General features: G+C 71.1%; 14 protein-coding genes. 8 read left to right on the forward strand and 6 right to left on the reverse strand.

Features of this window, described 5'->3' with window-relative positions; genetic code table 11:
* Positions 1–18 precede the first annotated feature (18 nt).
* The gene (locus tag E1281_RS05020; protein ID WP_207943112.1) at positions 19–450 is read left to right on the forward strand and encodes an HIT family protein; all 432 of its coding nucleotides are present in this window, start codon (positions 19–21) and stop codon (positions 448–450) included.
* A 159-nt stretch (positions 451–609) separates the two neighbouring features.
* On the opposite strand, the gene E1281_RS05025 is transcribed toward E1281_RS05020, so the two are convergent.
* Positions 610–876: a DUF1778 domain-containing protein gene (locus tag E1281_RS05025; RefSeq protein ID WP_131875950.1), complete on the reverse strand. Its 267-nt coding sequence runs from the start codon at positions 874–876 to the stop codon at positions 610–612.
* A 126-nt stretch (positions 877–1,002) separates the two neighbouring features.
* On the opposite strand from E1281_RS05025, the gene E1281_RS05030 reads away from it, so the two are divergent.
* Genes E1281_RS05030 through E1281_RS05055 form a run of 6 tightly spaced genes read left to right on the forward strand, consistent with a single transcriptional unit; the run spans position 1,003 to position 6,922 of the window.
* On the forward strand, positions 1,003–1,365 hold the full coding sequence (locus E1281_RS05030) for a hypothetical protein (protein WP_131875951.1): 363 nt from the start codon (positions 1,003–1,005) through the stop codon (positions 1,363–1,365).
* 27 nt (positions 1,366–1,392) lie between these two features.
* Positions 1,393–2,541 carry an ABC transporter ATP-binding protein gene (locus E1281_RS05035; RefSeq protein WP_131875952.1) on the forward strand — a complete coding sequence of 383 codons (1,149 nt, stop codon included), beginning with the start codon at positions 1,393–1,395 and terminating at the stop codon, positions 2,539–2,541.
* A complete protein-coding gene (locus E1281_RS05040; protein ID WP_243716594.1) occupies positions 2,538–3,773 on the forward strand; it encodes an extracellular solute-binding protein in 1,236 nt (411 codons plus the stop codon). Before E1281_RS05035 ends, E1281_RS05040 begins: the two co-directional genes overlap by 4 nt.
* Positions 3,773–4,636 (forward strand): ABC transporter permease, encoded by an 864-nt coding sequence (locus tag E1281_RS05045; protein WP_131875953.1) that lies wholly within the window; start codon positions 3,773–3,775, stop codon positions 4,634–4,636. Before E1281_RS05040 ends, E1281_RS05045 begins: the two co-directional genes overlap by 1 nt.
* Positions 4,633–5,499 (forward strand): ABC transporter permease, encoded by an 867-nt coding sequence (locus tag E1281_RS05050; RefSeq protein ID WP_131875954.1) that lies wholly within the window; start codon positions 4,633–4,635, stop codon positions 5,497–5,499. The genes E1281_RS05045 and E1281_RS05050 overlap by 4 nt, the downstream gene beginning before the upstream one ends.
* Entirely contained in the window at positions 5,492–6,922 is a 1,431-nt protein-coding gene (locus tag E1281_RS05055) for an FAD-dependent oxidoreductase (RefSeq protein WP_243716595.1), read from the forward strand. The genes E1281_RS05050 and E1281_RS05055 overlap by 8 nt, the downstream gene beginning before the upstream one ends.
* A 91-nt stretch (positions 6,923–7,013) precedes the next feature.
* On the opposite strand, the gene E1281_RS05060 is transcribed toward E1281_RS05055, so the two are convergent.
* A complete protein-coding gene (locus E1281_RS05060; protein ID WP_347813266.1) occupies positions 7,014–7,532 on the reverse strand; it encodes a PH domain-containing protein in 519 nt (172 codons plus the stop codon).
* An 89-nt stretch (positions 7,533–7,621) separates the two neighbouring features.
* Between E1281_RS05060 and E1281_RS05065 the strand changes: the two genes are divergently transcribed.
* On the forward strand, positions 7,622–8,350 hold the full coding sequence (locus E1281_RS05065) for a hypothetical protein (RefSeq protein ID WP_243716597.1): 729 nt from the start codon (positions 7,622–7,624) through the stop codon (positions 8,348–8,350).
* Here the strand turns inward: E1281_RS05065 and E1281_RS05070 are convergent.
* From E1281_RS05070 to E1281_RS05085, 4 genes are all read right to left on the reverse strand, one after another.
* Complete coding sequence (locus E1281_RS05070; RefSeq protein ID WP_131875955.1) at positions 8,325–9,545, reverse strand: hypothetical protein; 1,221 nt, start codon at positions 9,543–9,545, stop codon at positions 8,325–8,327. The genes E1281_RS05065 and E1281_RS05070 overlap by 26 nt on opposite strands.
* Positions 9,546–9,721: 176 nt before the next feature.
* Positions 9,722–10,621 carry a glutamate ABC transporter substrate-binding protein gene (locus E1281_RS05075; RefSeq protein WP_243716599.1) on the reverse strand — a complete coding sequence of 300 codons (900 nt, stop codon included), beginning with the start codon at positions 10,619–10,621 and terminating at the stop codon, positions 9,722–9,724.
* Positions 10,609–12,126, reverse strand: a complete 1,518-nt coding sequence (locus tag E1281_RS05080; RefSeq protein ID WP_243716600.1) for a hypothetical protein — start codon at positions 12,124–12,126, stop codon at positions 10,609–10,611. Before E1281_RS05080 ends, E1281_RS05075 begins: the two co-directional genes overlap by 13 nt.
* Positions 12,123–12,653: an FHA domain-containing protein gene (locus E1281_RS05085; protein ID WP_131875956.1), complete on the reverse strand. Its 531-nt coding sequence runs from the start codon at positions 12,651–12,653 to the stop codon at positions 12,123–12,125. Before E1281_RS05085 ends, E1281_RS05080 begins: the two co-directional genes overlap by 4 nt.
* Position 12,654 lies beyond the last annotated feature (1 nt).

The following is a 12,654-nucleotide window of genomic DNA, read 5'->3' on the forward strand; positions in this document are numbered from 1 at the left end:
AGCTTGGAGAATGGCGGGATGGGTGGATTGAAGGGGTGCGTGTTCTGTGAGATCGCTCATGGGGAGCGGGACGCGCATGTGGTGATGGATCTGCCGGACGTGGTTGCGTTTCTGGACGTGCGGCCGCTGTTCAAGGGGCACACGCTGCTGATACCGCGCAGGCACGTCGAGACGCTGACCGATCTGCCCGTCGAGTCGCTCGGCTCGTTCTTCGGGCATGCGCAGCGGCTCGCGGCCGCGATGGAGTCGGTGCTCGGTGCGGCCGGGTCGTTCGTGGCCATGAACAACCGGGTCAGCCAGAGCGTCCCGCACCTGCATGTCCATGTCGTGCCGCGCAATCGCAAGGACGGGCTCCGCGGGTTCTTCTGGCCGCGCCAGAAGTACGACTCGGACGTCGAAGCGGCCGAGTACGCCGCCCGCCTGTCCGGCTCTCTGGCTGACCCGCCCTGAGCACCCGGCCCCGCCGACCTACGGCACGCCGGGGCCGGCTCGGCGACCGCGTCCCGGTCGTGCGGGCGCGGGTCCGGCGGTGTACGCCTGAGCGGCGTATGAACCGCCCGCGTGCCGGCGTGCCGTGGTCCCGGGGTGGGGCGTCTCCTGGGGGCTTTGTCAGGTCAGGGCCAGTAGTAGGGCTACGTAGGGGTCGGCCGATTCGGTGTCGGAGGTTGACGGGGCCGCGGCCTCCAGGGCGGCGGCGTGCTCGTACAGGTCGCGTTCGGCCCGGTCCAGGGCAGTGGACAGGACGTAGTCGGTGACCGTCCAGCCGATCAGCTCGGCGGCCTTGCGGATCACGCGGATCTGTTCCGCGGATATCCGGAAGGCGATGTGGTCGTCGGCTTGGCTGGCGGGAAGGTCGTGGCGAACCGACTCAGGCATGGCCGGTCTCCTTCCTTGCGGCATCTAAAAGTACGCCGGGAGGTGTTGTCAGGACATCCCCATTGAGAACGAGAATCGGCGGGTGCGTAGGGAGGAGTCGGCGGGTGCACGGGAGCAGCCCTGCTCGTGCCGTTCGAGGCGGATGGAGCATTGGGTGGAGACGGCGCCTGGGACGGTGCGGATACGGGCGAGGAGCGGGAGGAAGCGTTCGTCGTCCTTGTGGCCGGGGCGAGGAGGTCGGACGGGGCGCGGGTGATGTCGTCGGTGGGTCCTCTCTGGCCGAGCGGGAGCGGGCGTTTGACGGGGTCGCTCGATGATCTGCTTTGCTGTCTCGTCCGGCTGGAATCGGTGAATCGGGATGTTTTTGCGGAGGTGCCCATGCCGAGGGAGCGTCGTGTTCGCATGGACGACGGGCAGGGCGGCATCGGTGGGGTGGGCTGGACGGTGCCGTTCGTGTGCAGTAGGCCAGAGGACCTGTCGAAGCCGTGACCGAGCAGTACCGAAGGAAACCCCGGGATGACCGAGACCCAGCCCGCCCCGGTGCGTGACGAGCAGGGGCGCGTCCCTGCGATAGAGCTCGCGGGCGTCGAGAAGGCGTTCCATGTTCACGGGGAGACCGTGGCGGCGGTGCGCGGTATCGCGCTGACGGTCGCGCAGGGGGAGTTCTTCTCGCTGCTGGGCCCGTCAGGGTGCGGCAAGACGACGACTCTGCGCGCGATCGCCGGGTTCGAGGAGCCGACGGCCGGTGAGATCCGCCTGCACGGAAAGGACGTCACCGGTGTGCCTCCCAACCGGCGCGACGTGAACATGGTGTTCCAGTCGTACGCGCTGTTCCCGCACATGAGCGTCTTCGACAACGTCGCGTTCGGCCTGCGGCGGCGCGGTGTCCCCAAAGCGGACGTCAAGCGGCGGGTCGCGGAGATGCTCGGCATCGTCGATCTGGCGGGACGGGAGCGGCGCCGCCCTGGTGAGTTGTCCGGCGGGCAGCAGCAGCGGGTCGCGCTCGCCAGGGCGCTGGTCAACCGGCCGAGCGCTCTGCTGCTGGACGAGCCGCTCGGTGCGCTGGACCTGAAGCTCCGCCAGGCCATGCAGGTGGAGCTGAAGCGTATCCAGCGGGAGGTCGGCATCACGTTCGTGTACGTGACGCACGACCAGGGCGAGGCGCTGGCGATGTCGGACCGCATCGCCGTCATGAACGACGGGCTGGTCGAGCAGCTGGGCACCCCGAGGGAGATCTACGAGCGCCCGGCGACACGGTTCGTGGCGGGGTTCATCGGGACGTCCAACCTGCTCGGCGGGGAGGTCACCGAGACGGGCGCGGGCATCGCGGTGATCTCCTGTGGGCCGGACGGGCGGATCGAGGTGCCGGTGCGGGACGGCTTGGAGGCCGCGGTGGGGCAGCGGCTGGAGCTGACCGTCCGTCCCGAGAAGATCGGCATCGGGACGGGCAGGCCGGAGGACGGTTCGTGCCGCGTCCGGGGGACGGTGACCGAGGTCGTCTACCTCGGGACGTCGACGAACTACAACGTCACGACGTGCACCGGGGCCGACGTCGTCGTGTTCATGCAGAACGCCGCGTCCGCCGACGACATCGCCGCGCGCGGGGACGGCGTCTGGCTGTCGTGGGATCCGCGCCACTCGTACGCCATAGGAGCCCCACAGTGAACTACATCGACCCTGCGTTCCTGCGCGGACTCACGCAGCCGCGCTCGGCGCGTTCCCGTCGTGACGTCCTGCGGCTGACGGGCGCCGCCGGGGCGGGAGTGTTCCTGGCGGCCTGCGGTGTGGAGGGGCAGGGCGGCAAGGGGAACGCCGACCGCGACGACGTCCGCGCGTTCTGGTCGGGCAAGGCCGGGAACGGGAGCCTGAACTGGGCGAACTGGCCCGGTTACATGCAGGACGACCGTGCGACCGTCAAGGCGTTCGAGAAGGAGACGGGCATCGAGGTGACCTACAAGGAGGTCATCCAGGAGATGGGCCCGTGGTTCGGCAAGATCCAGGCGCCGCTGGCCGCGGGGCAGCCCATCGGCTTCGACCTGATGGTCATGACGAACGGGATCCAGCTGGAGAAATGCCGTCAGCTCGGCTACCTGGCCCCGCTCGATCACTCGAAGCTGCCGAACTTCGCCGCGAACGCGGGGGCCCGCTTCAAGAATCCGTCCTATGACCCCGGCAACGCCTTCACGATCCCGTACGAGTCAGGCATCACGGGCATCGCGTACAACACGAAGTACGTCAAGGACGAGATCACCTCCATCGCCCAGCTGTTCGACCGGAGGTACGAGGGCCGGGTCGGCATGATGGGCGACTCCCAGGAGCTCGGGAGCTTCGGGATGCTCGCGCTCGGCATCGACCCGGAGAAGTCGGTGAAGGCCGACTGGGAGAGGGCCGCCGCCAAGCTCCGTGGGCAGCGTGACGGCGGGATCGTCCGCAAGTACTACACCCAGGACTATGTCGACGCCGTCAGCAAGGGCGACGTGTGGCTGACGATGGCGTGGTCGGGCGACGTCTACAGCCTGACGTCCCCCGACGTGAAGTTCGTGGTTCCCGAGGAGGGAGGCACGATCTGGACCGACAACCTGTGCATCCCGAAGACCGCCGAGAACCCGGTGGACGCGCTGGCCCTCATGAACTGGCTCTACGTCCCGGCCAACAACGCGCCGCTGACCGAGTTCATCAACTACATGCCGCCCGTCCCCGCGACGCGGCGGATCCTGGCGGCCAAGGCGGCGAAGGCGGCGGGCGAGGAGAAGGAGGACCTGACCAGGCTGAGCACCAGCCCGCTGATCTTCCCGGCGGAGACCGACCTGGCCCGGCTGCGGCACTACCGGCGCCTCGACCAGGCCGAGGAGGCGGAGTACCAGAAGATCTTCGAGCCGATCTCCAAGGGCGCGTGATGGCGCGAAGGCGGGGGCGGCTCGCGCCGTACCTCATGGTCCTGCCGGGCGGGCTGTGGCTGGCGGCGTTCTTCCTCGTCCCGGCGGCGCTGATGGTGTCCCTGTCGCTGCAGACGGGCAACCTCGTCGACGGGTTCCGGCAGACGCTGCACTGGCAGAACTACACCGACGGCCTGAGCACCTACGGGGACACGTTCGCCCGGTCGCTCTGGTACGGGCTGCTGGCGACCGCCGCGTGCATCGCGATCTCCTATCCGGCCGCGTACTGGATCGCGTTCCGCGGCGGACGGCACAAGACGACGTACCTGTTCCTGATCCTTCTCCCGTACTTCGTGTCGTTCATCCTGCGGACGGTGGCGTGGAAGCTCGTGCTGACCGACAACGGACCGGTTCTCGGCCCGCTGCGCGACAACGGGATCCTCCCGGACGGCTTCCGCGTCCTCGACACCGGTTTCGCGGTCGTGTCGGGGCTGACCTACAACTTCCTCCCGTTCATGGTGCTGCCGATCTACGTGGCGCTGGAACGGATCGGCCCGCACGCGGTGGAGGCGGCCCGTGACCTGTACGCGAGCCGCGTCCAGGCGTTCGCGCGGGTCGTCCTGCCGCTGTCGCTGCCCGGGGTCTTCGCCGGTGTGGTCATGACGTTCGTTCCGGCGTCGTCCGACTACGTCAACGCCGAGCTCCTCGGCGGCCCGCACAACACCATGATCGGCAACGTGATCCAGGCGGAGTACTTCAACAGCGGCGCCTACCCGACGGCGTCCGCGCTGTCGTTCACGCTGATGGCGATCCTGCTGGCCGGAATCTTCCTCTACGCCCGCACCCTCGGCGCCCGGCACGTCCTGGAGGCGGCGCGACGATGACGACCGTCCGGAAGGCCCCGGCGGAACGGCCCGCCGCCCCGGCGGGGCGCCGCCGGATCTCCGGCCTGCACCTCTACACGCTGGTGCTCATCGCGTGGCTGACCCTGCCGATCGCGCTCATGATCCTCTTCGGGTTCAACGACGTCCAGGGCAAGCAGAACTTCCGCTGGCAGGGCTTCACGCTCAAGTGGTACGCGCAGCTGTTCGACAAGAGCGACCTCACCGCCGCCGTCATCAACTCCCTGGCGATCGCGTCGCTCAGTACGCTCGTCACCACCGTCCTCGGGACGTCCGCGGGCCTCGCGCTCGGCAGGTACCGCTTCCGCGGCGAGGGCGCGGCCGGCCTCCTGCTGTTCATGGCGATCTCCTGCCCGGAGATCGTGATGGGCGCGTCGCTGCTGTCGATGTTCGTGACGTTCGGCCTGCCGCGCGGCCACCTGACGATCCTCGTCGCGCACGTGATGTTCTCCGTCGCGTTCGTGGCGGTGACGGTCCGCGCCCGCGCGGCCGGGATCGACCCGGCCGTCGAGGAGGCCGCGCAGGACCTCGGGGCGGGGCCGTGGACGCGGTTCCGGCTCGTCACCCTGCCCATGATCAGGCCGGGGGTCCTGGCCGGGGCGCTGCTGGCGTTCGTGCTGTCGGTCGACGACTTCGTCATCACCAACTTCACGAGCGGCGCCACGGTGACGTTCCCGCTGTGGGTCTACGGCTCGACCAGGACCGGCACGCCGCCGCAGGTGAACGTGATGGGGACGCTCATCTTCGCGGCCGGGGTCATGATCGCGGTCGTCTCGTCCCGGCGCACCCTGCGCGCCTCCCGCACGCGGCCGGGCCCGGCGGGGGCGGGGCATCATCGTGACTGATCGGGAGGACGACGTGGACGTGAGGAAGGCGCTCGCGGAGGCCGCGCCAGAGCCGTTCTGGCTCCAGGACCCGGCCCGCCCGGACGCCGGCGACCCCCTTGCGGGTGCGCAGGCAGGCGACCTCGCCGTCGTGGGCGGCGGGTACAGCGGCCTCTGGACGGCCCTCCGCGCGAAGGAGCGTGACCCCTCCCTGGACGTGGTCGTGCTGGAGGCCGGACGGATCGGCGACGCCGCGTCCGGGCGCAACGGCGGGTTCTGTTCCGCCAGCCTGACCCACGGCCTGGAGAACGGCCTCGCGCGCTGGCCGGACGACATGCACACGCTCGAACGCCTCGGCTGGGACAACCTGCGCGCCATCGCCGACACCCTCGCCCGGTACGGCATCGACGCCGACTGGGAGCCGACCGGCGAGCTGAGCGTCGCGACCGAGGAGTGGCAGGTCCCCGCGCTGGAGGACGCGGCGGAGAAGGCGTACGAGTACGGCTGGGAGCCCATCCTCCTCGGCCCTCGCGCCGTCCGCGCGGAGGTCGCCTCTCCGGCGTTCCTCGCCGGGCTGTGGGACCGCGACGCCGCCGCGATGCTGCACCCCGCCAAGCTCGCCTGGGGTCTCGCGGACGCCTGCCGCTCCCTCGGAGTGCGCGTCTTCGAGAACACCCGCGTCACGGGGCTGCGCTCCGACGGCGCCGCACTCCGGCTGAAGGCCGCCCATGGGACGGTCACCGCCCGCAAGGTCGCGCTCGGCACCGGGCCGTACCCGTCGCCGCTGAGGCGTACGCGCAGGTTCGTCGTCCCCGTGTACGACTACGTCCTCGTCACCGAACCGCTCTGCCCCGAGCAGCGAAGGTCCGTCGGCTGGCAGCACCGCCAGGGCGTCGGTGACAACGCCAACCAGTTCCACTACTTCAGGCTCACCGCGGACGACCGGATCCTGTGGGGCGGCTACGACGCCGTCTACCACTACGGCAACGGCCTGCGTCCCGCCCTGGAGCGACGCCCGTCCACGTACGCGACCCTCGCCCGGCACTTCTTCGCGACGTTCCCCCAACTCGAAGACGTCCGCTTCTCCAACGCGTGGGGAGGCGCGGTCGACACGTGCAGCCGCTTCTGCCCGTTCTACGGGACGGCTTACGACGGCAGGCTCGCCTACGCGGCGGGCTACACCGGACTCGGCGTCGGGGCCACCCGCTTCGGTGCCGACGTCATGCTCGACCTTCTGCTCGTCGGCCTGGCGCCCGGTGAGGAGACCGAGCGCACGCGGCCGGCGATGGTGCGGACCAAGCCCGTCCCGTTCCCGCCGGAGCCCCTCCGCTACGGCGTCATCAACCTGACCCGGAGAGAGATGGCCCGCGCCGACCGCAACGCCGGACACCGCGGCCTCTGGCTCCGCACCCTGGACCGCCTGGGCATCGGCTTCAGCTCGTAGACGGTGTCGTCGGACCGGCCCGCCGCGAGACGGCCTGCGCCGACCGCAACGCCGGACGGCGCGGACTCCGGCCGCGCACCGAACACCCCGGTCAGTCGGGGGATTCGTCGATGGTGCCGAAGATGACCGAGGAGACCTCCAGGTAGAGCTGCTCCGGGTACGGCATGAAGTTGACGTTGTTGATCGCCTGCTTCTGGCCCGCGGACTCCGTGACGAACTCGCCGTATCCGAGCAGCTGGCCGACCACGGAGCGGTTCAGCGTGATGTCGGTGACCTTGGACAGCGGCATCATCAGGACGCTCCGGTTGAGGACGCCCTTCACGACCATCATCCGGTGCTCGGTGACCAGGAAGAACTCCAGCGACCAGGCGACGACCTTCCAGAGCAGGTAGCCGATCGTGATCAGCCAGAGCCACCAGAGCCACATCAGGCCCACGACCGCGCCGGCGGCGCCGCACAGGACGAGCCCGCCGACGACGAGCGCGACCGGCGGGATGAGGACGGCGGGGTGGCGGCGGACGGCGATGACGCGTCCCTCGTGGGACATGAGGTACTTGTCGACGGTGCGCGACGAGTGGTCGTGTTGCACCATCATGTCCTGCAGGTTCACGGTGGCGTCCTCGTCATGATCCGGTTGGTTCAACGGTAGCCGACGCGGCGGCGCCGCCGCACGGTCCGAGCGGTAAGGAGACCGGGGCCTTGCCGGAGGGGGGTCGGCGGCTGATGATGATCGGCATGGACGGCGCGAGGGGGCCCGCGGAGGGGCCGTACGGCCAGGGCGGCGCGAGGGGGCCGCGCGGCGAGTTCGAGCCGGACGTGACCGGACGCCCCATCTGGCGGCTGCTGATGCGGGGCCTCGGCGTCTACCTGCCGGGCTGGGAGATGCCGGCGGGCGCGCTGCGCGTCCGGGGCGGGGCCGCGGACGGGTTCGGCCCGCCCGCCTACCTCAACGGGGACGCCGGGTTCGGCGTCCAGATCCCCGACCGGCGCAGGGGGCTGGAGCCCGACCGGGAGATCTACGTCCGCGGCCGGGAGAACCCGAGCTTCGGCATCGTCGTCGCGGGACCGGCGGCGGCGATCGGCAGCCGCGTCGTGGACGCGGGCGTGCTGATGCGGTTCGCGCGGAGGCTGACGTTCGAGGAGCTCTTCGACACCGGCGACGCCGACTCCGTCCCGTACGCGGTCCGCGGGGCGCGGGCGGTGGAGAACGCGGTGTTCCTCGACCGCGCGGCCGGCGTCGGGCTCTGCGTCGAGGCCGACCCGGAGACGGGCGCCCTGACCTGCCCGCTGTACGTGCGCCTCGGCGGCCCGGCGGAGCGGACCGTGCGAGCTTACGGAGCGCCCCGCGCCGACGGAGCCCCCCGCGCCGCCGCCGTTCCCCGGGCCGACGAGGCCGCGGGTCCTACGACGCGGCCGCCCAGCCCGTGAGGTCCCACAGCTGATGCGACGGCAGCCGCCGCAGCCGGACGGTCGCGGCGGCCGGGTCCCAGAACACCTCGTCGCTCTCCAGCTCCAGTGACTGGGCGGCGGTCAGCACGGCGCACAGCAGCTCGTCGCGCGTCCGCACGGCCATGAGCGGGCCGATCTGCGCGACGGCGCCGGAGCATTCCGACAGCGTCCGCAGCATGGCCTTGAGGGCGGCCTCGTCCTCGGGCGGGCGCGCCGGTTCGACGCCCGGCGGGACGCCGGGCTCGACGCGCCCGAGCCCGCGCCTGGCCTCCCCGCCCGGCGCGCCCTCGTACGGGCCGCCGTGGAGCCCGTTGCGCGGCAGGTCGGCGCCGGTCGAGATCAGCAGCGCGCTGAACGCCCCCGCGAGGTCCTCGGCCGCCTGCCCGCCGAGGAAGTACCGGCGGCGCTCGGGCGAGCCGGGCACGGGGCCGTCCGATCCCTCGGCCGTCCGGAAGCGGACGTTCAGCCGGCTCGCCCGCACGCACCGCTCGTACATCTCGCCGAGGATGTCGTCGAGCTGGTCGTCGCGCGTCCACAGCCGCCCGGTGGCGGTGACGGCGTCGCCGTGGGCGCGGGGACGGCCGGTGAGCGCGGCCGTGACGGTGTCGTCCAGCTCGCCCTCGGTGAACTGGAGCAGCTCGGCGACGACGTCCTCGACGTCCTCCAGGGTCCGGGTGAGGGTGCGCTGCAGGGCCAGGATCTCCTCGCCGCCGCGTTCGAGGTCGGCGAGCCGGTCGAGGGCCGTGTCGACCTTGCCCTCGACCGCTTCGGCGCCCGTCCGCGTGACGGCGCGTACCGACGTCTCCACCTCGCCGAGCTTGCGGCGCAGCGCGGCGAGCGTGATCCGCTGCTGCTCCAGGTCGCGCAGCCGGCCGGCCTGCGTCCGAAGGAAGTCGTCGGCCTGGTGGACGAGGCCCGCCAGCTCCTCCACCTGCCCCGTGTTCTGCCGGAGCCGGGTGTCGAGCGCGGGCAGCACGTCCTGCTTGACGCGCGAGAGTTCGGCGGTGAGCTGCTCGCCCACCGTGACCAGGACGTTGTTCTGCTTGGTGACCTGCTCGTTCAGCTCGTCGATCCGGCGGGAGAACGCGTTCGACTGATCCCGGCTCTGCTTGCCCGCGTACAGTTCGAGCGCCCCCACCACGACGCACATCACCACCAGGATGACCGTCGTCATTGCACTCCTCGGGCGTGACGGTGATTACCGGACCGGGTTTTGATCGCGACCATAACTTACGATCACGCGGCCCGACCGGAACTTACGTAACCGACTGATCTCAGTGACCGGCCCGGTATAACGCCCCTTCGGCCACGCCATCAGGTGAGCAATTCGGCACCGTCGGTGACGGCCGGTCAGATGCAGCCCTCGAATTGCGGGACGGTCGTGGTGAGTTCCAGTCCGGTCGGGCCGAACCACCTGTTCAGCTGGAGCCGCATCGTGCCGTCCTGGTACATCTTCGTGATGGCCTCGTTGACCGCCTCGCAGCCGTCCACGTCGCCCTGCCGGATGCCGACGCCGTAGCGCTCGTCGGAGAACGGCGCGTTCGCGAGCCTCATGTAGTCGCCCGTCTTGGCCGCCATGGACGCGAGCCCGCCGAGGATCAGGTCGTCGGTGGTCACCGCGTCGAGCTGTCCCGCGATCAGCTTCTGGAGGCACTCGGTGTACCCGCCGGCCTCGACCGGCACGGCGGGGACGCCCTGCTCCGTGCCGACGCGGTGGAACGACTGCGAGCCCGGGACGCTGCAGAGCCGCATGCCCGCGAGATCGTCCAGTCCGCGGATCGAGCGGGGATTGGACTCGGGAACGAGGATGTCCTGGTGGGCGACGTAATAGGGCCCCGCGAACGACACCTTGGTCTTGCGTTCGGGGGTGATCGAGTAGGTGCCGACGACGAGGTCGACCTCGCCGTTCTGGAGCATTTCCTCGCGCTTCTTGGACGGCGCCGCCTTGAACGTCACCTTCGAGGCGTTGACGTGCAGGTGCCTGGCGATCTCCTTGGCCATTCTGACGTCGAATCCCTCGTAGGAGTCGTAGGCGCCGGAGGGGGCTCCCTCGATGTGCTGCCCGAGGCCGGGCTGGTCCCGGTGCACGCCGATGACGAGGCCGTCCTTGCCGACGATCGAGTCCTCGGCCGCGCCCGCGGTGCCGCAGGCCCCGGCGGCGGCGGCCGAGGCCGCCGCGACCACGGCCGCGGCCGACCGCCGGGCCCGGCTCCGAGGACGCCGGGGCGGCCGCCGCGTCACTTCGACCACCGGTACTCCGCGAGCCGGGGACGCACGCCGGCGAGCACGAGCAGGGCGATGGCGACGCCCGCGACCGGGAGGATCGTGTACCACCCGCTCGTCCCGTCGTCCCCGTCCTCCACGGCCTCGTCGAACTTCTTCTGGTGGAGGCCGATGAGCTCCTGCAGGGACCGGTCGTAGGCGGTGAAGTCCGCGGCGGCCCTGCCGCGGGCGTCCACGGCCTGGGCGCGCTGCCCGCCGTGGACGAGGTCCCTCATCCGGCGGTCGTTCGCCTGCACCTTCTGGTAGGCGCTCAGGACCTTGCTCAGGCCGCCCGCCATCTCCGACCGCTGCTCTGCCGATTCCATGGGCCGGTTGGCCTCGGTACCGAAGAAGCCGAGGAACTTCGCACGTCCGGGCTCGAACGACAGGTCGCCCTGGACGGCCTGGTTGTACTGGGTCAGGTTCCCCGCGGGCAGGTACAGGACGGTCTGGGACTTGCTCAGGTACACCTGCTCGTAGGCGTCGGCCCGGCCGGGATCGAGGAGGAAGCGGGTCTCGTCGGCGCTCGCGCTGTTGCTGATGGCGCGTGCCCGCGAGAGGGAGAGGATCGAATCGAACCCCTCCTCCTTGGCCTGGCGGAGGCTGTCGGCCTGGCCGGACAGCATGGCGGCGCTCGTCGCGACCAGGACGAGCGTGCCGAGCGCGGCCAGCGCCAGCGGCACGTTCAGCAGCCTGCGGTAGCGCCTGGCCAGGTACAGCTGGAAACCGGCCAGGGTGGCCAGCAGCGCCAGGCCGGTGATGATGATCCACGTCCGGCCCGCGAGGACGGCCGACCGCTTCTCCTCATAGGTGTGCCGGACGAGCGTGCCGTTGTCGAGCGTGAGGTTGTAGGCCTTGGGCAGCAGGTCCAGCTTCATCAGGTCCGTCGCCTGCCGGTAGAGGTCGATCACCTCCTGCGACGGCTGCCCGGAGGGGCGGTTCGACTGCCCGTCGAGCAGCAGCGCCTGCCCGGCGAGGCGCTCGTAGCGGCCGAGCGCGTCCAGCACGTCGCGGGCCGTCTCCTCCTCGGTCCTCTCGTCGGCGAGGTTCGCCGCCTGGAGCAGCGCCTCGCCGGCCTTCAGGCGGTTCTCGTTGTAGCGCTCCATCGCCTGGTCGCGCCCGCCGCCGGCCGCGTCGCCGACCAGCAGCGCGTTGGCGAGCTGGGCGTCCATGTCGGTGAGCTGGAAGTACAGGTCGCCGGTCGCGACGACCTGCGGGCCCGCATCGTGCCCGATGACCCGCACGCCCTCGCGCGCGTTGGCGATCGCCGCCCACGCGACCGCCAGCAGCGCCACCAGCAGGACGATGGCCAGCACCGTCAGCGTCCGGACCCGGGAGGCGACCGTGCGGGGGAGCAGCCGCGCGACACCGGCCGGCGCCGCGTCGGAGGCCCGCCTGCGCAGGCCCCCGGGGCGCCGCCGGGCGGGCGGTGCCGGAGGCGGCGGGGAGGGTGCGGGCTGCCCCGTCGCGGGAGACTGCTGAACGGCCGTCATGTCGCCTCGCCTCGGATGAGCGTGATGGTGGTCCAGGCGCCCACGTGGATCCGGTCGCCGTGGGAGAGCGGTATCTCGACGTTGAAGGGGATGGGATCGATCGACCCGTTGAGGCAGGTCCGGTTGGTGGATCCGGGGTCGACCAGCGTCCAGGTGCCGTCCGGCTTGGCCAGCAGGACCGCGTGGACGTGGGAGACGCCGGGATCCTCGGGCGGCTCGCGGAGGTCGATCTCGGGCGGTGACGGCTGCGCCGAGCCGCGCCTTCCGATGCGGACCTGCTGCCCCACGAGCGGGATCCGCCTCTCCGGCGCGTACGGGGGGAAGGCGAGAGACGCGGAGTCGGGCCCCTCTTCGGCGATGACCGAGTCGTAGTAGTCGCGGTCGGCCGTGACGACCGCCGTCCAGACGGCCCCCGGGACGGGCGGCGCGGAGGGCGACGACGGGGAGGACGCGCCGGCGATGCGCTCGCCGCAGAGGTCGCAGTAGTCCGCCGCCTGTGAGGTGTGTCCGTTGGGGCAGATCGCCATG

This window comes from Actinomadura sp. KC345 (assembly GCF_004348515.1).
In the GTDB taxonomy this organism is placed as follows: domain Bacteria; phylum Actinomycetota; class Actinomycetes; order Streptosporangiales; family Streptosporangiaceae; genus Spirillospora.